The 18,716-nt window shown below is 65.9% G+C and carries 21 protein-coding genes; 14 read left to right on the top strand and 7 right to left on the bottom strand.

Annotated features, from left to right (window positions below; genetic code table 11):
• The first annotated feature begins 88 nt into the window (after positions 1–88).
• Complete coding sequence (locus SPH52_RS14390) at positions 89–727, top strand: hypothetical protein (protein ID WP_411795726.1); 639 nt, start codon at positions 89–91, stop codon at positions 725–727.
• Here SPH52_RS14390 and SPH52_RS14385 read toward each other — a convergent pair whose 3' ends face one another.
• Positions 728–1,609, bottom strand: a complete 882-nt coding sequence (locus SPH52_RS14385; protein WP_411795725.1) for an ATP-binding protein — start codon at positions 1,607–1,609, stop codon at positions 728–730.
• 124 nt (positions 1,610–1,733) lie between these two features.
• Between SPH52_RS14385 and SPH52_RS14380 the strand changes: the two genes are divergently transcribed.
• Positions 1,734–2,534 (top strand): M48 family metallopeptidase, encoded by an 801-nt coding sequence (locus tag SPH52_RS14380; RefSeq protein WP_411795724.1) that lies wholly within the window; start codon positions 1,734–1,736, stop codon positions 2,532–2,534.
• Positions 2,535–2,769: 235 nt separating this feature from the next.
• Positions 2,770–3,030, top strand: a complete 261-nt coding sequence (locus SPH52_RS14375) for a hypothetical protein (RefSeq protein WP_411795723.1) — start codon at positions 2,770–2,772, stop codon at positions 3,028–3,030.
• 36 nt (positions 3,031–3,066) lie between these two features.
• Here the strand turns inward: SPH52_RS14375 and SPH52_RS14370 are convergent, their stop codons facing one another.
• Positions 3,067–3,783 carry a transcriptional regulator NanR gene (locus SPH52_RS14370; RefSeq protein WP_411795722.1) on the bottom strand — a complete coding sequence of 239 codons (717 nt, stop codon included), beginning with the start codon at positions 3,781–3,783 and terminating at the stop codon, positions 3,067–3,069.
• A gap of 242 nt (positions 3,784–4,025) precedes the next feature.
• On the opposite strand from SPH52_RS14370, the gene SPH52_RS14365 reads away from it, so the two are divergent.
• The 6 genes from SPH52_RS14365 to SPH52_RS14340 all read left to right on the top strand — a co-directional run bounded on the left by SPH52_RS14365 (position 4,026) and on the right by SPH52_RS14340 (position 10,400).
• A complete protein-coding gene (locus SPH52_RS14365) occupies positions 4,026–4,853 on the top strand; it encodes a phosphogluconate dehydrogenase C-terminal domain-containing protein (protein WP_411795721.1) in 828 nt (275 codons plus the stop codon).
• Between the two features lie 64 nt (positions 4,854–4,917).
• Positions 4,918–5,904, top strand: a complete 987-nt coding sequence (locus tag SPH52_RS14360) for a TRAP transporter substrate-binding protein (RefSeq protein WP_411795720.1) — start codon at positions 4,918–4,920, stop codon at positions 5,902–5,904.
• Between the two features lie 59 nt (positions 5,905–5,963).
• Positions 5,964–6,494 (top strand): TRAP transporter small permease, encoded by a 531-nt coding sequence (locus SPH52_RS14355; protein WP_411795719.1) that lies wholly within the window; start codon positions 5,964–5,966, stop codon positions 6,492–6,494.
• Entirely contained in the window at positions 6,491–7,765 is a 1,275-nt protein-coding gene (locus tag SPH52_RS14350; RefSeq protein ID WP_411795718.1) for a TRAP transporter large permease, read from the top strand. The genes SPH52_RS14355 and SPH52_RS14350 overlap by 4 nt, the downstream gene beginning before the upstream one ends.
• A gap of 32 nt (positions 7,766–7,797) precedes the next feature.
• On the top strand, positions 7,798–9,063 hold the full coding sequence (locus SPH52_RS14345; protein WP_411795717.1) for a ribulose-bisphosphate carboxylase large subunit family protein: 1,266 nt from the start codon (positions 7,798–7,800) through the stop codon (positions 9,061–9,063).
• Positions 9,063–10,400: a four-carbon acid sugar kinase family protein gene (locus SPH52_RS14340; protein WP_411795716.1), complete on the top strand. Its 1,338-nt coding sequence runs from the start codon at positions 9,063–9,065 to the stop codon at positions 10,398–10,400. The genes SPH52_RS14345 and SPH52_RS14340 overlap by 1 nt, the downstream gene beginning before the upstream one ends.
• Before the next feature lie 8 nt (positions 10,401–10,408).
• Here the strand turns inward: SPH52_RS14340 and aroE are convergent, their stop codons facing one another.
• From aroE to SPH52_RS14315, 5 genes are all read right to left on the bottom strand, one after another.
• On the bottom strand, positions 10,409–11,221 hold the full coding sequence (aroE, locus tag SPH52_RS14335; protein ID WP_411795715.1) for a shikimate dehydrogenase: 813 nt from the start codon (positions 11,219–11,221) through the stop codon (positions 10,409–10,411).
• Positions 11,218–12,147, bottom strand: a complete 930-nt coding sequence (gene hemF, locus SPH52_RS14330) for an oxygen-dependent coproporphyrinogen oxidase (protein WP_411795714.1) — start codon at positions 12,145–12,147, stop codon at positions 11,218–11,220. The genes aroE and hemF overlap by 4 nt, the downstream gene beginning before the upstream one ends.
• An 83-nt stretch (positions 12,148–12,230) precedes the next feature.
• Positions 12,231–12,788 (bottom strand): L-threonylcarbamoyladenylate synthase, encoded by a 558-nt coding sequence (locus SPH52_RS14325; RefSeq protein ID WP_411795713.1) that lies wholly within the window; start codon positions 12,786–12,788, stop codon positions 12,231–12,233.
• A gap of 81 nt (positions 12,789–12,869) precedes the next feature.
• The gene (gene dprA, locus SPH52_RS14320; RefSeq protein ID WP_411796059.1) at positions 12,870–13,970 is read right to left on the bottom strand and encodes a DNA-processing protein DprA; all 1,101 of its coding nucleotides are present in this window, start codon (positions 13,968–13,970) and stop codon (positions 12,870–12,872) included.
• 14 nt (positions 13,971–13,984) lie between these two features.
• Positions 13,985–15,088, bottom strand: a complete 1,104-nt coding sequence (locus SPH52_RS14315; protein WP_411795712.1) for a LysM peptidoglycan-binding domain-containing protein — start codon at positions 15,086–15,088, stop codon at positions 13,985–13,987.
• A gap of 178 nt (positions 15,089–15,266) precedes the next feature.
• Here SPH52_RS14315 and def point away from each other — a divergent pair, with 178 nt between their 5' ends.
• The 5 genes from def to SPH52_RS14290 form a co-directional block, all read left to right on the top strand.
• Positions 15,267–15,779 carry a peptide deformylase gene (gene def, locus SPH52_RS14310; protein ID WP_411795711.1) on the top strand — a complete coding sequence of 171 codons (513 nt, stop codon included), beginning with the start codon at positions 15,267–15,269 and terminating at the stop codon, positions 15,777–15,779.
• Between the two features lie 110 nt (positions 15,780–15,889).
• Positions 15,890–16,876 carry a methionyl-tRNA formyltransferase gene (fmt, locus tag SPH52_RS14305; RefSeq protein WP_411795710.1) on the top strand — a complete coding sequence of 329 codons (987 nt, stop codon included), beginning with the start codon at positions 15,890–15,892 and terminating at the stop codon, positions 16,874–16,876.
• Complete coding sequence (gene rsmB, locus SPH52_RS14300) at positions 16,876–18,225, top strand: 16S rRNA (cytosine(967)-C(5))-methyltransferase RsmB (protein WP_411795709.1); 1,350 nt, start codon at positions 16,876–16,878, stop codon at positions 18,223–18,225. The genes fmt and rsmB overlap by 1 nt, the downstream gene beginning before the upstream one ends.
• Positions 18,226–18,265: 40 nt before the next feature.
• Positions 18,266–18,472, top strand: a complete 207-nt coding sequence (locus tag SPH52_RS14295) for a dodecin (protein ID WP_411795708.1) — start codon at positions 18,266–18,268, stop codon at positions 18,470–18,472.
• A gap of 113 nt (positions 18,473–18,585) precedes the next feature.
• The coding region (locus tag SPH52_RS14290; protein ID WP_411796058.1) for an NAD-binding protein at positions 18,586–18,716 on the top strand (131 nt) is incomplete at its 3' end.

Here is an 18,716-nt window from a genome sequence, read left to right as displayed (position 1 = left end):
CTGACAAGGCCGGGCACCATCGGTAGTGCATGAGCTACCCTGCTACCAACCCCATTTACTGACCCGCTTCGTCCAACAGGAGGAGCCGATGTTCCTGAGTCGCGTACTGTCGTTCGTCTCACCGCGCCGCCGCTGGCGCCTGTTTGCCCCGCTGAGTCTGGCCATGCTTCTCACCGGCTGCCTGGCCCTTCCCCAGACCGGTCTGTTCGCCTTCCGCCTCGCAGTGACCTCGCTCGGCATCGAGGACGTCCGCATCGGCCCCTACTCAATCCAGGCCGGCCTCGATACCAGCGACATCGCCTCGCTGGTGGCCTCCAGCCTGGGCATGGGCAGCCTGCCGATACAGGCCACCGTGGCCATGGGGCTGTCGCTTCCCGTCGGCATGCCGGCGGTGGAGATGTCAGGTTTCCGCTGGACCCTGGACGTGCCCGGCGCCGAGCCGGTAAGCGGCAACTATCAGCAGGACGTGACGCTGACCTCCGGCGACGACACCCGCCTGCGTCTGCCCGTGGCCTTCGACGTGCTGGCCACCGACACCCGGCGCCTGGCCCCCATGGTGGAACTCGCCACCCAACTGGCCAGCCAGGGCGAATTACCCGCAGGCAGCGAGCTGGCCATCACCCCGGGCAGCCTGCGCGGTCTCGGTGTGACGCTGCCGGCCGGGCTGTGGACACCGACCCTGCGCTTCGCCGTGGGTCCGGACGGCGAGCTGACCCCGCAGCGCTGATCATTTCGCCTGGCGCTGGGTTTCGTGCAACCGACGGCGGCCGACCCAGTGGCAGGCGAACTGCCAGGCGCCCCGCCCGCTGCGTCCGCCGCGCAGGGTGGCATAGCGGATCGCCTCGGCGCGAGCCTCGGCGTTCCAGTCCTGGGTGCCACCCAGCTGCGTGACCCAATGGCAGCAGGCCTCCAGATACGTTTCCTGATTGAAGGGATAAAAACCGAGCCAGAGGCCGAAGCGGTCTGAGAGCGAGATCTTCTCCTCCACCGCGTCGCCGTGATGCAGCTCCTCTCCCACCAGACGCGAACCCTCATTGTCGGCCATGGACTCAGGAAGCAGGTGGCGCCGGTTGGACGTGGCGTAGAGCAGCACGTTCTCCGGCGGGCCGGTCAGCGCCCCATCGAGTACGCTCTTGAGCGCCTTGTAGGCGTCGTCATGGCCCTCGAAGGAGAGGTCGTCGCAGTAGACCACGAAACGATGCGGCTGCTGACGCAGCTGCTCCACCAGCATGGGCAACCCGGCCAGGTCGTGGCGATCGACCTGCACCAGGCGCAACCCTTCCACCGCCAGGCTGTTGAGCAGGGCGCGGATCAACGATGACTTGCCGCTGCCACGGGAGCCCCACAGCAAGGCATGGTTGGCCGGCAAACCCTGCAGGAAGGCACGCGTGTTATCGACCAGCGCCAGCTTCTGGCGTTCGATGCCCAGCAGGTCGTCGAGCGACAGGGCATCGCGGGGCGGCACCGGCAACAGCCGACCGCCCAGCACATGGCGTTGCCACAGCGCGGCCACGTCACGCGTCCAGTCGACCTCCTGCGGAGCGGGCGGCAGCCAGTGCTCCACGTGATCCAACAGGCGACTCAGGCGTCGGCTCAGCTCGGCGTCCATCGTTGGCATCTCCTCGGGACTTTCACTGTTTACAGTTGACCTTACTACGGTTCGGGGTATCTTGTGGCGAACCGTTATCCCCCGTCCAGGGTCTCAGGTTCTGACTAATACGAGGAAAACTATCATGCGCTGGATTCGCTGCCTTGCCGTGGGTGCCCTGGCCCTCGCCGTAACCGCTTGCACCACTTCGCCGACCGGGCGTCAGCAGCTGACGCTGATGTCGGATGCGCAGCTCAACCAGATGGGTCAGGAAGCCTTCGAGCAATACCAGAAGGACCTGCCTCCGGCCGGCCAGGCCCAGCAGCGCTATGCGCAGTGCATCGCCGAAGCGCTTGTCGCCGTATTGCCGGAGCGTGAGCGCAACCAGGACTGGCAGATCCGCGTGTTCGAATCGGAACAGGCCAATGCCTTTGCACTGCCCGGTGGCTACATGGGTATCAATACCGGTCTGCTCAAAGTGGCTCGGGACCAGGATCAGGTCGCCTCGGTAATCGGTCACGAGATCGGCCATGTGCTGGCGCGTCACGCCAACGAACGCGTCTCGACCCAAACCTCGACCCAGTTGGCACTGTCGGTGCTGAGCTCCGCCGCCGGCATGCAGGGACCGGGTGGCGAGCAGCTGATGGGCGCCCTGGGCCTCGGCGCCCAGTACGGCATCATGCTGCCCTTCTCGCGCCGCCACGAGAGCGAGGCCGACGTTATCGGCCTGCGCCTGATGGCCGATGCCGGCTTCGACCCACGTGCCAGCATCGCGCTGTGGGAGAACATGGGCGCTGAGGGGGGGGCCCGCCCGCCCGCCTGGATGTCCACCCACCCCAGCCACGGTCAGCGTACCCAAGGGCTGCAGGCCGAGATGGACAATGCCCTGGCCCGCTACGAGCAGGCCCGCCAGGCAGGGCGGCAGCCAAATTGCCCGCGCCCCTAGGGAAACGCTGATTTATTGCTGCGCTCGATATCCTGCCCGTCGGCGGTGATCGGAATCCTCATGTAGCGAGCTACACTCCGGTTGACTCGAAACCTTCGGTTTCTCGCCCCTTCGGGGGCCATCCTCTGGATGTTTGTCGCTTCGCTCGGTTCTGCGCTCCGGCGGCGACCAGCCTCTCATCGCTCGCGGCATAAATCAGCGTCTCCCCAAGCCCTATTTCAACTTTGGAAAGCTGATGTTACGTCTTGGACTGCTGCTGTTGATTCTGCCCATCTTCGTACTGATGGGCGTGTATTTCTGGGAACTCAGCGACGTACGCGAATGCACCCTGGTCCAGAGCGGCTACTGGGACTACCTGGCGGGCGTATGCCGTGAAACACCCCAGCCTTTCGTTCCCTGGGTAGAGCGCCAGCCATGGCTGGTCAACGGCGGCATGCTGCTGTCGGTGGCTGGTGTGGTGATGTGCATGATTGGGCTGTATGTGAAGCGGCGTTGAGTGCCTGCCTGGCGAACCGTGCCTAGCCATCATCGGCTAGGTCGGTTTGCCCAAGGCATAAAGCGCCCGAGCCCGCTCCAGGTGCTTCTTCATTTCGCTGACCGCCTGCTCGGGCTCCGCTGCTTCGATACAGTCGATGATCCGCTCATGTTCCATGAGCGTGATCGCTTCATTGCCTTCCCAGTGCAGGATGCTGGCGTGAAAGCGGGCGAGCCAGCCTAGCATCGCCTGGCTGGTGGCGGTAAAGATCGGATTGCGCGTCATGCCGGCTATTGCCGTATGGAAAGCCATGTCGGCCTGCACAAAGGCCGCAGCATCCTCATTCAAATGACTGCGCTGCTCCGCCACCAGCTCCCGTAACCTCGCCACATCCTCAGGCGTCGCCTGGCGCGCCGCCTTCTCTACCATACCCAGCTCGAAGAAAGTTCTCGCCTCCTTCAACTGCTCCAGCGCCTGTGGGGAACTGGCCAGCATATGGCGTGCGGTCAGGTCTATCTGGGAAATCAGCCCCATCGCCGTGGGCTGCAACACCTTGGGACGCTGGCCATGATTGATCCCCACTAGGCCGATTCTCTCCAACGACTGCATCGCTTCACGAATCGCCGGCCGCCCTACCCCATAGGTATCCATCAACTCCCGCTCCGAGGGCAGGGTATCGCCTGGACGGTATTGCCCGGATTCGATCATCTCGTAGAGCCGGTCGAAGACCTCGTCGGACAGCTTGCGCCGGGTGATCTTGGGTGTCGGATGCATGTTTCTTCTCCTCGCAAGCCTCTGGACGACGGCCAACCCAGATGGAATCCAGCTGTGCCAGGCGCGCTGGCAGTCTATCGACATCACCCCGTGGCGCTCAAATACGACTAAAGCAGCATTTGACTAAGTGGTACAGATATTATGTCATCATACCAGTTGCCGGGCAACGCCTTCTTCCGCTTCGCGAGCCCGGCCGACACCGCCGCCTGGCTGGCGGTGACCCCTTCGATCAGGAGTCTCTCATGACCAAAATTGCGCTGATCGGTGCTGGCGGAAAGATGGGCTATCGCCTCTCCAGCAACCTGCAACGATCCAACTATGACGTCAGCCACGTGGAAGTCAGCGACGCCGGACGGGAACGCCTCGCCCAAGGCCTCGGCATTCACTGTGTGGATGCCGATCAAGCCGTGCCCGGCGCCGACGTGGTGATCCTGGCGGTGCCCGACAATCTGGTCGGCCGCATCGCCGAGGGCCTCTCGCCGCTGATGGCCGGTGGCACCATGGTGATTACCCTCGATGCCGCCGCGCCCTTCGCCGGCCACCTGCCGGAACGCGACGACCTGGTCTACTTCGTGACCCACCCCTGTCACCCACCGATCTTCAACGACGAGACCGATCCACAAGCCAAGCGCGACTTCTTCGGCGGCCATCTGGCCAAGCAGCATATCGTCAGTGCCCTGATGCAAGGCCCCGAGGAGATGTTCGCCCTCGGCGAGGAGATCGCGAGGACCATCTACGCCCCCGTGGTGCGTTCACACAAGGTTTCCGTGGAGCAGATGGCACTGCTCGAGCCGGGCCTGTCGGAAACCGTCTGCGCCACTCTGCTGGCGGTGATGCGCGAAGCCATGGATGAGGTCGTGGCACGCGGAGTGGACAAGCAGTGCGCCCGCGACTTCCTGCTCGGCCATATGAATATCCTCGCCGCCGTAACCTTCGAGGAGCAGCCCGGGGTGTTCTCTGACGCCTGCAACAAAGCCATCGAGAATGCCAAGCCACAGCTCATGCGCGACGACTGGAAGCGGGTCTTCGAGCCCGAGGAGATCGCCGAGAGCATCCGCCGTATCACCTGAGGTCAGCCTCGGGACACCGCCAGCACAATGACACAAGTACAACGACAACAATCAGGAGCCGACCATGAAGACCTACAGCCTCAAGAAGACAGCCATCGCCATTGCGCTTGCCCTTCCTCTGCTTCCGGGCGGCATCGCCCTCGCCGCACAGGAAATGAACCTGGCCTTCACTCCGCCGCTGAACTCCCACTACGGCGATGCCGGTCGCGCCTTCGCCGAGGAGATCGAACGTCTCAGCGACGGCGAGTTCAAGATCATTCTGCAGCCTGCCAGCGCCATGGGGGGCGAGCGCGACGTTCTCGAAGGATTGCAGATCGGTTCGGTGGAACTGACGCTGACTTCGACAGGGCCCATCGGCAACTTCATCCCATCAATCTATGCGCTGGATTTTCCCTTCCTGTTCCGTGACTACGAGCACGCTCATGCCGTACTCGATGGCGAGATCGGCCAGGAGCTGCTGGCGGAGTTCGAGAATGAGGGATTGATCGGCCTGGCTTGGGCCGAGAACGGCTTTCGGCACCTGACCAACAGCCTGCGCCCTGTCGAGACTCCCGACGATTTGCGCGGCATGAAGATTCGCACCATGGAGAACCGGGTGCACCTGGAAACCTTCCGCGAGCTGGGTGCGGCGCCGGCCCCACTCTCCTGGACAGAGGTGATCACTGCGCTGCAGCAGGGCACCATCGACGGTCAGGAGAATCCGACCCCGATCCTGACCGTCAACAGCATCTGGGAGATCCAGGACCACCTGACCCTGACCGGCCACGTCTACTCGCCGACCGCCGTGGTCATGTCGCAGATCTACTGGGATGGCCTCAGCGAGGAGCAACAGGGCTGGTTCCGCCAGGCGGCCCAGGCGGCAGCCCAGGCCTCCCGCGAGTCGGTCGCGCGTATCGAAGCCGAGGGCGTCGAGCTGCTACGCGAGAACGGCATGCAGGTAGTCGAAGATATCGACTACGAGCAGTTCCGCGCCGCCGTGCAGCCCGTCTACGACCGTTTCGCCGGCGAGTTCAACGGCGACCTGCTGGAGCGTATCCGCAACACCCAGTGATCCCCGACCGGGCGCCTCCTCCGGGCGGCGCCTCCTCCTGAATGACGAGGAGCGCCCTCATGTTCTCTCTGTTCAGTGCCCTGGCACAGGGATTGGTCAGGCTCACTCATAACCTCGCGGCCCTGCTGCTGGCCGTTGCCGTGGCCTTGGTCTTCTACCAAGTCTTCACCCGCTTCATTCTCGGCAACCCCGCGTCCTGGTCGGAAATCCTCGCCCGCGGCCTGATCATCTGGAGCGTATTCCTGGTCAGTGCCGCCGCCTTCTGGCACGGCGCCATGATCGCCATCGGCCTGTTCATCTCGCGCCTTCCAACACATCTGCGCATTCATGGCCATCGCCTGGTATGCGCCGCAGTGTTGACCTTGCTGGGTCTGCTTGTCTGGCAGGGCTACCTGATCACGGCAAGGGTCTCCCGCCAGCAGATCGCCATGCTCGAGATTTCCATGTCGTGGTTCTACGCCGCCATCCCGGTAGGCTGCGCCGCCGCCGCCATTGCCGTCATCGCACGTCAGCTTGTACGGGAGCAGGAACATCGCCGCGCTCGGCATGCCCCAGCCATGGGTGAGCGGCAGGCAGGAGAACACCCATGAACTTTGCCATCGGCTCCGTGCTGGTCGGGCTCTTCGCTCTCTCGATTCCCATCGCCGTCGCCATCGCCCTGGCTGCCGCCGCGGGCCTCTACTTCTTCACCAGCGTCCCTCTCCAGGTCGTGCCACAGCGGATGTTCGTCGGCCTCGACAGCTTTCCGCTGATGGCCGTGCCCTTCTTCATCCTCGCCGGCCACATCATGAGCAACGGTGGCATCGCCGCGCGCATGGTGGAGTTCGCCCGCTCCCTGGTCGGCGGCATCCAGGGTGGGCTGGCCTGCACCTGCGTGGTCACCTGCATGCTCTTCGCGGCCATCTCCGGTTCCAGCGTGGCCACCACCTTCGCTATCGGTGCCATCCTGATTCCCGCCATGGTACAGCGCGGCTACCCGCCCCCGATGGCCGCCTCGGTCCAGGCCTCCTCGGCGGAACTCGGCATCATCATTCCCCCCTCGGTGCCGTTGATCCTGTATGGCGTCAGTACCGAGACTTCGATTACCCAGCTGTTCATGGCCGGCTTCGGCCCTGGGTTGCTGATCGGCGCTGCACTGATCCTGATGATCGCGATCTGGTGCCGCATCAAGGGTTACGGTACCCGGGACGGCGAGCTGCGCAGCCCGATCTGGCCCGCCTTTCGCCGCGCCTTTCTCGCCCTGCTGATGCCGGTCATCATCATCGGGGGAATCTATGGCGGCATCTTCACACCCACCGAAGCCTCCGCCGTGGCAGTGGCCTATGGGCTGTTCCTGGGCATGGCGGTCTACCGCACCATCTCCCTGCAGGATCTGCCGAGGATCTTCCGCGAGAGCGCCATGTCCGCGGGTGCCGTCATGCTGATCATTGCGGCAGCTTCGGCCCTGAGCTTCGTCATCGGGCGTTCGGGGCTGGCCACGGACATCGGCGCCTGGGCCCAGAGTTCCTTCGACAACCGCTATACCTTCCTGCTGGCGATCAACATGCTGCTGCTGCTGGTGGGGATGTTCATCGAGACCTCGGCCGCCATCCTGATCCTGGCGCCGATCCTGGCCCCCATCGCCATTGGCTTCGGCATCGACCCGGTGCATTTCGGCATCATCATCGTGGTCAACCTGGCCCTCGGCATGTTCACCCCACCGCTCGGCGTCAACCTGTTCGCCGCCGCCCAGGTTGCCAAGCTGCCGGTGGAGCAACTCTTCCGCTACCTGCTGCCGCCGGTACTGACCATCATCACCTGCCTGATGCTGATCACCTATGTGCCATCTATCTCCCTGCTGCTGCGCGACCTGCTCTATTGAGCCGCGCCCCTAATGCCCCCGGAGCTGCCAGGATGAGTGACAGAATCCACGCCCACTATTTCGTCGAAACCCCCTATGACCTCGAGCATGCCACCCAGGTAATGGCCGGTGAACAGTCTTCGGGCACCTTTACCCGTCTGGCCAGCGAAACCGATGCCCTGCGCGAGGCGCACGGTGCCAGGGTCGAGTCCATCCAACACCTGGAAGTCGTCAATTGCCCCTCGCTGCCGATGCGTGCAGACCTGGCACCAACAGCCCGACGCGGTTACCAGCGCGCTCTCGTCGAACTCTCCTGGCCCCTCGCGAACCTCGGCCCGTCGCTGCCCAACCTGGTTTCGACAGTCGCTGGCAATCTCTTCGAGCTGAAGGAGTTCTCGGGCCTGAGGCTTCTCGATCTCGAGCTTCCTACTGCCTTCGCCGAGGCCTATCCGGGCCCCCAGTTCGGCACCGCGGGGACCCGGTGGCTCAGCGGCGTAGAGCAGGGACCACTGATCGGCACCATCATCAAGCCGAGCGTCGGCCTGACGCCCGCCCAGACCGCCGCGATGGTGCAGCAACTGATCGAGGGCGGCATCGACTTCATCAAGGATGACGAACTCCAGGCCAATGGTCCCCATAGCCCGCTCAGGGCGCGGGTCGATGCGATCATGCCGCTGATCAACGCCCACGCCGAACGCACCGGGAAGAAGGTGATGTACGCCTTCAACATCAGCGGAGACATCGACGAGATGCGCGTACACCACGACTACGTGGTCGCCGCCGGCGGCACCTGCGTCATGGTGGCGATCAACAGCGTCGGCCTGGCCGGCGTCGCCCACCTGCGCCGCCACTGCCAGGTCGCCCTGCATGGCCACCGGGCCGGCTGGGGGCTCTTCAGTCGCTCGCCGCATGTGGGCATCGGTTTCGCTGCCTATCACAAGCTGTGGCGCCTGGCCGGCGTCGATCATCTCCACGTCAACGGCCTACGCAACAAGTTCAGCGAGGCGGATGACAGCGTCATCGCCAGCGCCCGGGCCTGCCAGGCACCGCTGTTCGGGCCGGCCACGCCGGACTACACGGTGATGCCGGTCTTCTCCTCGGGGCAGAGCGCCGTCCAGGTGGAGGATACCCATGCGGCCTTGGGCAACAGCGACCTGATCTACTGCTGCGGCGGCGGCATCATGGCCCATCCCGGCGGCATTGCCGGCGGCGTGGCCAGCCTGCGCCAGGCTTGGGAAGCGGCCGCCGCCGGCATCGCCCCGGAGGTCTACTCACGCGATCACGTCGAACTCGCCCAGGCCATGGAGAGCTTCCGCTGATGTCTTCTTCACTGCTGCTGTCGTACTACGGTGACGATCTGACCGGTTCCACCGACGTCATGGAAGCCTTGAGCCTCGGCGGCATTGCCACCGTACTGTTCCTCGACCTGCCCAGCGATGAGCAGTTGGCACGCTTCGCCGATTGCCAAGCGATCGGGCTCGCCGGCACCAGCCGCAGCGAGACGCCCGCGTGGATGGACGACCATCTGCATCATGCCCTCGCCTGGCTGCGGTCGCTCGACGCCGCACTCTGCCACTACAAGGTCTGCTCGACCTTCGACAGCGCACCGGAAGTGGGAAATATCGGCCGCGCCCTGGAGATCGGCCAGGCGCTGTTCGACCAGGCGTGCGTGCCGCTGGTGGTGGGGGCTCCGCAGTTGAAGCGCTATACCGTCTTCGGCCAGCACTTCGCCATGTTCGACGGCGAGGCGCATCGTCTCGACCGTCATCCGGTGATGAGCCGTCATCCGGTCACCCCCATGGGCGAGGCCGACCTGCGTCGCCACCTGTCTGGCCAGACCGCCCTCTCCATCGGCCTGGCGGACGTATTGTGTCTCGCCCAGCCGGATATCGACGAGCGCATCGACCGGCTAAGCGCAGTCCATCAGGCGCTGCTCTACGATGTACTCGACATGCGACACCAGGCCGAGGTCGGGCACCAGCTGTGGCGCACCCGCCAGCCCAAGGGCGGCTACGTGGTGGGCTCGTCCGGTGTCGAATACGCGCTGCTCGAGGCCTGGCGCCGGCAGCAGCAAATTCCCGCCGCGGCGCCTTCCTTTCCGCCGCCGAGGGCGGTGGAAAAACTCGCCGTGGTATCGGGTAGCTGCTCGGAGGTCACGGCCCGCCAGATCCGCTGGGCCGAAACCAACGGCTTCCGCGCCATCGCGCTGGATGCGGAAGGACTGATCAGTGACGAACGCGGCGAAGACATCATGCAGGCCGCGCTGGAGGCGGCCAATGGCGCCCTGGCCGATGGCATGAGCGTGATCCTGCATACCGCCATGGGGCCAGAGACGAACGCCTCGGCGATAGCAAAGGGGGGCTCGCAGGCACGCCATCGCATCGGCCGCTCGCTGGGGCAACTACTGCGCCGGCTGGTCGAGATCCATGGGCTGCGCCGGGTCGCCATCGCCGGCGGGGATACCTCGAGCCACGCCCTGCGCGAGCTGCGAGTCCACGCCTTGACCATCCGCCTACCACTACCGGAGACGCCCGGCTCACCGCTGTGTCGTGCCTACAGCGACGAACCGGGCTTCGATGGGCTCGAGGTGGCGCTCAAGGGCGGGCAGGTCGGCTCGGATGCGTACTTCGGCAATATTCGCGATGGGCGGGCATGAGCCGCCGATTACAACCCCGCGCGCAGCGCCTCCCGCACCGAGTCGGTCTCGGGACGCTTGCCGCGCCATTGAAAGAAGGATTCGGCGGCCTGCTCCACCAACATGCCCAGGCCATCGAAGGTGTGCGCGCCACGCTTGGCGGCCCAGCGCAGGAAGACGGTAGGCTCGGCGCCGTACATCATGTCGTAGGCGGTGGCTCCCGCGGCGAACAGGCCGTCGGGTAGCGGCGGCAGGTCGCCGGCCAGGCTCGCGCTGGTGCCGTTGATCACCAGATCGAAGGGGCCGGCCACGGCGTCGAAGCCGCCACCACTGATCGTGCCGAGGTCGCGGAAGTCGGCAGCCAACGCCTCGGCCTTCTCGGCGGTGCGGTTAGCCACCAGCAGGCTCGCAGGTCCCGCCGCCAGCAGCGGCTCCAGCACGCCACGTACCGCCCCGCCGGCGCCGAGCACCAGGATACGGGCACCGGCCAGAGCGACCCCATGGCGCCCGAGGTCGCGTGCCAGGCCGATGCCGTCGGTGGTGTCGCCATAAGTGAGGCCATTCTTGCCCAGCAGCAGGGTGTTCACCGCCCTGGCCCGCTGTGCACGCTGGCTCAGGGTGTCGCAGAGCCGAAACGCCTCCTCCTTGAACGGCACGGTGACGTTGGCCCCTCGCCCCCTTTCGGCCGTGAAGCGGCGCCAGGCGCCGGCGAAGTCGTCCAGCGGCGCCGCGATGGCGGTGTATTCGATATCTTCACCGGTCTGCTCGGCGAAAGCGGTGTGGATCGCCGGCGACTTCGAGTGCGAGATGGGATTACCAAAGACGCAGTAGCGGTCAGTCATGGGTTAGGCTCCTCTTCCCCCAGCCAGTCGCGTGGATGGAGATACTCCCGATACAGCACCTCTTCGGCGCTGCCCGGCTGCGGCTGCCAGCCATACTCCCAGCGTGCCAGGGGCGGCATCGACATCAAGATCGATTCGGTGCGCCCGCCGCTCTGCAAGCCGAACAGGGTGCCGCGGTCCCACACCAGGTTGAACTCCACGTAGCGCCCACGGCGGTAGAGCTGGAAATCGCGTTCGCGCTCGCTCCAGGGCGTATCGCGGCGGCGCTGCACGATGGGTAGGTAGGCCTCGAGAAAGGCGTCGCCCACGGTGCGCTGGAAAGCGAAGCTGGCGTCGAAGTCCCACTCGTTGAAATCGTCGAAGAACAGCCCACCCACGCCGCGGGTCTCCTCGCGATGCTTGAGATAGAAGTAGTCGTCACACCACGCCTTGAAGCGTGGGTAGACATCCTCACCAAAAGGGGCGCAGGCATCGCGGGCCACCCGGTGCCAGTGCACCACGTCCTCGCGCACCGGATAGTAGGGCGTCAGGTCGAAGCCGCCGCCGAACCACCATACCGGGGCCTCACCCGCTTTCTCGGCGATGAAGAAGCGCACGTTGCCATGGCTGGTGGGCACGTGGGGGTTCTCGGGATGCAACACCCAGGAAACGCCCACCGCATGGAAACCGCGGCCGGCGAGCTGGGGCCTGGCGGCGGTGGCCGAAGGCGGCAACTGATCGCCATGAACGTGAGAGAAATTGACCCCGCCCTTCTCGAATACGCGGCCATTCTCGATCACCCGCGAGCGGCCGCCACCGCCGGCCTCGCGCTGCCAGCTCTCCTCACGAAAGCCGGCGCCGCCGTCCTCGGCAGCGAGGCCAGCGCAGAGCCTGTCCTGAAGGTCGAGCAGGTAGCTCTTCACCGTTTCGAGATTGGCATGCGCCATGTCGTCTTCCTGTGCTTCCGATGCGTGTCATTCGCGAATGTGCGCCCAACCTGCCGGCCACCCGGAGACGCCGCTAGGTGCCCTCAGGCTCTCAGCACCCGACCACTGCGTAGATCGCGGATGGTACTGGGCCCGTCAAGCCCGCCCAGTTCCCCCTCGACGACGACATCGAGTTCGTCGCCGAAGATACTGCGGACCTCGGCGGCACTCATGGCCGAGGGTTCGTTGGCCTTGTTGGCCGAGGTCGACACCAGCGGGCCACCGAAGGCCCGACACAGGGCCGCCACCCCCGGGTGGGCGCTGACCCGCAGCGCGACGCAGTCGTGGCCACCGCGTACCAGCGCATGGGTACGCCCATTATGCGGCACCAGCCAGGTGTTGGGGCCGGGCCAGCTGGTGATCAGCGGAGCGTGCAGCTCCGGCGCCAGACCTTCGAGCCAGGGCGCGAACTGCCCAATGGAGGCTGCTACCAGGATCAGCCCCTTGGCCGGGTCACGCTCCTTGAGCCGCAGCAGATGGGCCACGGCCTCGTCGTTGTCGGGGTCACAGCCCAGTCCCCACACACCCTCGGTAGGGTAGGCAATCACACCGCCAGCGCGCAGCGCGGCAACGGCTGCATCGAGCGATTCGGCCACGGTCATGTCTCCTGCCAAGTCATTCAGTACAGCAACCGCCGGCAGAGTACCGCAGCGGTTCTGATGAGGGCTCTCATGCTAACACGCCTAGGCGCCCTCAGGCAGGCGCACCCAGCCGCCTGGCGCCTGGGCGGCCCGCCCCTCGAGTTCGAGCTCCAGCAGGCGCCGTTGGCAGTCGGGCACGGCCAAGCCGGTCAGGTTCACCAAGGCATCGAGTGGCGAGGGTGCATCGCTGAGCCAACGCAACAGTGGATCGCCGCCGCCGGCGTCCTGCGATGCCATCTCCTGGGGTCGAGCCAGGGCGGGGCTCGAGGCCGCCCACTGGGTCAACTCCTCAAGGATATCGTCGACGTGGCGCACCAGTACGGCTCCCTGGCGGATCAAGCGCAGGCAGCCACGAGCCTGGGGGTTGTGGATCGAGCCGGGCAGCGCGAAGACCTCGCGGTTCTGCTCCATGGCGAGCCTGGCGCTGACCAGGGAGCCGCTCTTCTCGGCGGCTTCCACCACCAGCACGCCCAGCGAAAGGCCTGTAACGATACGGTTGCGTCGCGGAAAGAATGCCGGCCGCGCCGCCGTACCGGGAAGATGCTCCGAGAGAATCAGCCCACCGCGGTCGAGCAGTTGCTGATAGAGCTGCGCATGGCGCGGTGGATAGATCACGTCGACGCCGCAACCCAGTACCGCCACGCTGCGCCCACCGGCTTCCAGCGCAGCCTGCTGGGCGGCACCGTCGACGCCCAGTGCCAGGCCGCTGACGACGCACCAGTCGCGTCGGGCCAGCTCACGGCCAAAGGCCGCGGCATTGGTCAGCCCCTCGCGGGTGGGCCGACGCGAACCAACGATGGCCAGCCGCGGCGGCTGCAGCGCGGCCAGGTCACCCAGGGCCCAGAGCACCGGCGGCGGGTCGCCGATCTGCTCCAACAGGGCCGGCCAGGCGGGATGCCCTGGATGCAGCAGATGGCGGGCAGGCGCGGCCGCGAGCCAGGCCAGGTCGGCATCTACCGCCTGGGTCAGCGGGCTGCGGGAAGGGTGATCGAGCCATAGCCGCAGTGCCATGGCCGCCGGGCTCGGCAAGCGAGCCAGCCAGCCGGCGGGCCACTCCGGGGCGACGGACAGGATCTCTGCCAGTCGCGAAGCGCCCATTCCGGGCAGCCGCATCAATGCCAGCCAATCGCGCTGGCTCGGCATACGCTGCGCTTCGCTCACCGCTGAGCCACCCCCACCCCGCGGCGGGGGTTGTAAACGCGATCGCCGACCTCGAGGGAGCGGGTCGCCCGCATCACCAGGCCATAGCTCATCCTTTCGTAGGGCCGGAACACCATGATCAGCCCGGCATCGGTACCGGGCAGGCGCAGCGATTCGCCGGTGCGCGGGTCGACGACGCGCTCGCCCTGCTGCTCGACTTCGAGCACATGGCCCGTTTCGAGCCCGTCGCGGCGGCCTCGGTCCAGCGCCACCACCTGCAGCCGGCCGATGAAACGCACGCCCCCTGGCACGGCGAGGATAGTGCCGTTGACGTCATGATCCGGCGCGCGGGGCACGAACTCACTGGCCAGCTCGCGCTCTTCCAGCGGCAGCACGATGTCATCGTTACGCACCTCCTGGCTGGCGGAGAGAACCTCCATGATGGCAATATCCCCGTCACTGCGCTCGGCCCGGGCGCGCCCGATGCTGATCAGCTCCAATCCCAGGGTCTCGCCGGTTGCAGCGTCGCTGTAGCGATCGCCAATGCGATAGATGCCGTAGCGCTGTGCACGCTGCAGCTCGCCGCGGGCATAGATCCGATCGCCGGCACCGCTGATGATGCGACGATCGTTGCCGGCCACCACGTAGGCGAGCTCATCCAGGGTTTCAGGGTCGTCGATGACCCGATGGTCGCGCAGGAAGTGACGGACCGTGTCGAGAGGAATCGGTTCGATCGCCTCGCGTACCGGGATGCGGCGAACCTCGGGCGATAGCCGCACTTCACCCTGGCCGCGTTCGAGCCCCAGGCACGGGCGGCCATTGCAGTCGTACAGATAGACCACGTCGCCGGGGTAGATCAGGTGCGGATTGCGGATCTGCGGGTTGACCTGCCACACCTCCGGCCACTGCCAGGGATGGCGCAGAAAACGTCCCGAGATATGCCAGAGGGTATCGCCACGCACAACCGTATAGCGGTCCGGCGCGTCGCTGCGCAGCCCCTGCTCCCAACTGAGCCCCTGAGCCTGGGCCAGCGAAGCCGCCAGCAGCAGGGCAAGGCCGGCCCCCAACGCCCATGCTCGACTCAGCGGGCCATCCTGCCGCCGCTTTGCATTCTCGTCCATCCCGCCACCCCCATGCCCTCGGCGCTGCCGCCCTCACCCGACCACGCCGGGAACCGGCGTGTCGTGCTATAGTCCAATGCTATTGAATTGATATGCACGCCAGCGGTTTCACCCTGGCCTGCCGCCCCTTAGAATAGGGGCAATTCCCGAATGACAGCATAACGGTGGTTCCAACGCCATGGCCAAATTGACGATTCTCGAATTTCCCGACGAGCGGCTGCGCACCAAGGCCGCGCCGGTCGAGACGGTCGATGACGAGGTGCGCCGGCTGGTCGACGACATGCTCGAGACCATGTACGATGCCTCCGGCATCGGACTTGCCGCCACCCAGGTAGACGTCCATCGTCGCGTGATCGTGATGGATGTCAGCGACGACAGGGCCAACCCTCTGGTGCTGATCAACCCGGAATACACGCCGATCGGTGACGAACGCGAGCTGATGTCCGAGGGCTGCCTGTCGATCCCCGAGTATTATGCCGAGGTGCCGCGAGCGCTCAAGGTGCAGCTCAAGGCGCTGGACCGCGACGGCAAGCCCTACGAGCTCGAGGCCGAAGGGCTGCTGGCTCACTGCATCCAGCACGAACACGATCATCTCGAAGGCATTCTGTTCGTCGATTACCTGTCAGCGCTCAAGCGCGACCGCGTCCTGAAGAAGATGCAGAAGCGACACAAGCTGATGCAATCCGCCTGAATCCCGTAGCACACCGACCCTGAAGGCTGACGCGAACCGCGTCAGCCTTCGTCGTTTGGGGCCGTCTCCGTTATGATGGAGTGGACCCATCCACTGGCAAGGCTCGACACATGTCCCGTCCCCTGCGCGTCATCTTCGCCGGCACTCCCGATTTTGCCGCTGCCAGCCTAGCTGCCCTGCTGCAGAGCCAGCACAGGGTGGTGGCCGTCTACACCCAGCCCGACCGGCCGGCCGGCCGAGGTCGCAAGCTGACCGCCAGCCCGGTCAAGTCGCTCGCCCTCGAGCATGACCTGCCGGTCCGCCAACCCGAGAGCCTGAAGTCCGCCGAGGTCCAGGCCGAACTGGCCGCCTTCGAAGCGGACATCATGGTGGTGGTCGCCTACGGCCTGATCCTGCCCCAGGCGGTACTCGATGTTCCCCGGCTGGGCTGCCTCAACGTTCACGCCTCGCTGCTGCCGCGCTGGCGCGGTGCCGCGCCGATCCAGCGCGCCATCGAGGCCGGCGACAGCGAGAGCGGCGTGACCATCATGCAAATGGACGCCGGGCTCGACACCGGCGCCATGCTGCTCACGCGACGCACGCCTATCACCGCGGCGACCACCGGCGGTGAGCTGCACGACACCCTGGCCACGCTCGGCGGCGAGGCGATGGTCGAGGTACTCGACGCGCTGGCAGGCGAAGGACTTGCCGCCACACCCCAGCCGCTGGAGGGCGTGACCTATGCCGCCAAGCTCTCCAAGGCCGAGGCCGAACTCGATTTCACCCGTCCGGCCAGCGAGCTTGCCGCCAGGGTGCGCGCCTTCAACCCCTGGCCGGTGACCTGGTGCGCCTTCGGCAGTGAGCGGCTGCGGCTGCTGATGGCCGAAGCGATGCGCCTTCCCGATGACGAATCCGCCGCCACACCGGGCACCTTGCTCAAGCATGATGCCGACGCCCTGCGCATCGCCTGTGGCCCGCAGGGTAACGAGGTACTGCGGGTCACCCGCGCCCAATTGCCGGGAGGCAAACCACTGCCGGCCCGCGACCTGCTCAACGCTCGCAACGAGAGGCTCGCCCCAGGGCGAATCCTGGGCCAGACCAGCGAGGAGAGCGCCTGATGCATCGCTCCACGCCCTCCACCCGCGCCGGCAAGAACGTCCAGGACGGCGGCCAGGCGGTGCGCGCCAGCGCCGCCCGCGCGCTGGTCCCGGTGATCACCGGCAAGGGCTCGCTCAACGAACTGGACGATCATCAGGTGGTGATTCGCGACCGGGCACTGTTCAAGGCGATGTGCTATGGCGTTTGTCGCACACTGCCGCGCCTCGAGGCATTGGCCGAGCGCCTGCTCAAGACACCGTTCAAGGCCCGTGACGCCGACATCCAGGCGCTGCTGCTGCTGGGCATCTACCAGTTGCTCTACCTGCGCATCCCGGCGCATGCCGCCGTGGGTGAGACCGCTGGCGCCGCGCGCCAGCTCGGCAAGGAGTGGGCGACACGCGTGTTGAACGGCTGCCTGCGCCGGCTCACGCGGGAATCCGCGGCACTGCAGGCCGAGGTCGACCAGGATCCGGCGGTAGCCATGCTGCATCCCCGCTGGCTGCTGAAGGTGCTGCGTCAGGCGTGGCCCGATGACTGGCGCGCCATTGCCGAGGCCAACAACCAGCCGGGGCCGATGACGCTGCGTATCAACCGCCGCCGTGGCGACCGGGAAGCCTATCTGGCAAAACTGCTGGAGAGTGGCATCGAGGCAAGGCTATGCGCGCACTCGCCCGATGGCCTGACCTTGGAAAAACCCTGCGACGTGCAGACGCTGCCTGGTTTCGCCGAGGGTGACGTCAGCGTACAGGACGAGGCCGCCCAGCTCGCCGCCGAACTGCTGGGGCCTGCGCTGGCACCACGCCCCGGCGGTCGGGTGCTGGACGCCTGCTGCGCTCCCGGCGGCAAGACGGCCCACCTGCTCGAGCTGTTCGACATCGAACTGCTAGCGCTCGACAGCGACGCCGTACGCCTGGCCCGGGTCGAGGAGACTCTGGAGCGACTCGGCCTTTCGGCCACGCTGGTGCATGCCGATGCCACCGCTCGCGATTGGTGGGACGGTACGCCCTTCGATGCCATCCTGCTCGATGCGCCCTGCTCCGGCACCGGCGTGATTCGTCGCCACCCCGATATCAAGCGGCTGCGGCGCCCCTCCGACATCGCCAAGCTGGCCGAGCTGCAGGCGCACCTGCTCGACAACCTGTGGCCGCTGCTGCGTCCGGGCGGTTCGCTGCTGTATGCCACCTGCTCGGTATTGCGTGAGGAGAACGACGAGCAGGTCCGCGCCTTCCTCGAGCGCACCCCCGACGCCAGCATCACCACGCCCGCAGAAGTGAGCTGGGGCCGCGTGGTGGGTCCCGGGCGCCAGTTGCTGCCCGAGCCCGACAGTCACGACGGCTTCTTTTATGCCAGACTGAAGAAGCGGAGTTGAACCCGACTCCGCCCATCGTTCACACGAGCAAGGAGCACCCATGAGCGATCATGTCTACAAGCATATCGAACTGACCGGTTCTTCCGAGAAGAGCATCGAGGACGCCATTCAGCGCGCTCTCGACAAGGCTTCCCAATCCCTTCACGGCATGCGCTGGTTCGAAGTGACCGATACCCGCGGGCATATCGAGAACGGCCGTGTCGGCCACTGGCAGGTCACTCTCAAGGTGGGCTTCACCTTAGACTGACGGCGGACAGCACCATACGCACCTGTTACATCACCTTCGGCTGGTTTATGCTAGCCACGGATGCTGCGGCGCCATAACGGCGTCGCAGAGTCGTTTGATGGGCATGACAGCATATGAAGATCATCATCCTGGGCGCCGGCCAGGTCGGCGGCACGCTGGCCGAGCACCTGGCCCGCGAGGAGAATGACATCACGGTGGTGGACACCGACGGCGAACGGCTGCGCGAGCTGCATACCCGGCTCGA

Origin of the sequence: Halomonas sp. A29, assembly GCF_046723295.1 — a bacterium.
In the GTDB taxonomy this organism is placed as follows: Bacteria; Pseudomonadota; Gammaproteobacteria; order Pseudomonadales; family Halomonadaceae; genus Halomonas.
This window is presented reverse-complemented; position numbering and strand designations above follow the sequence as displayed.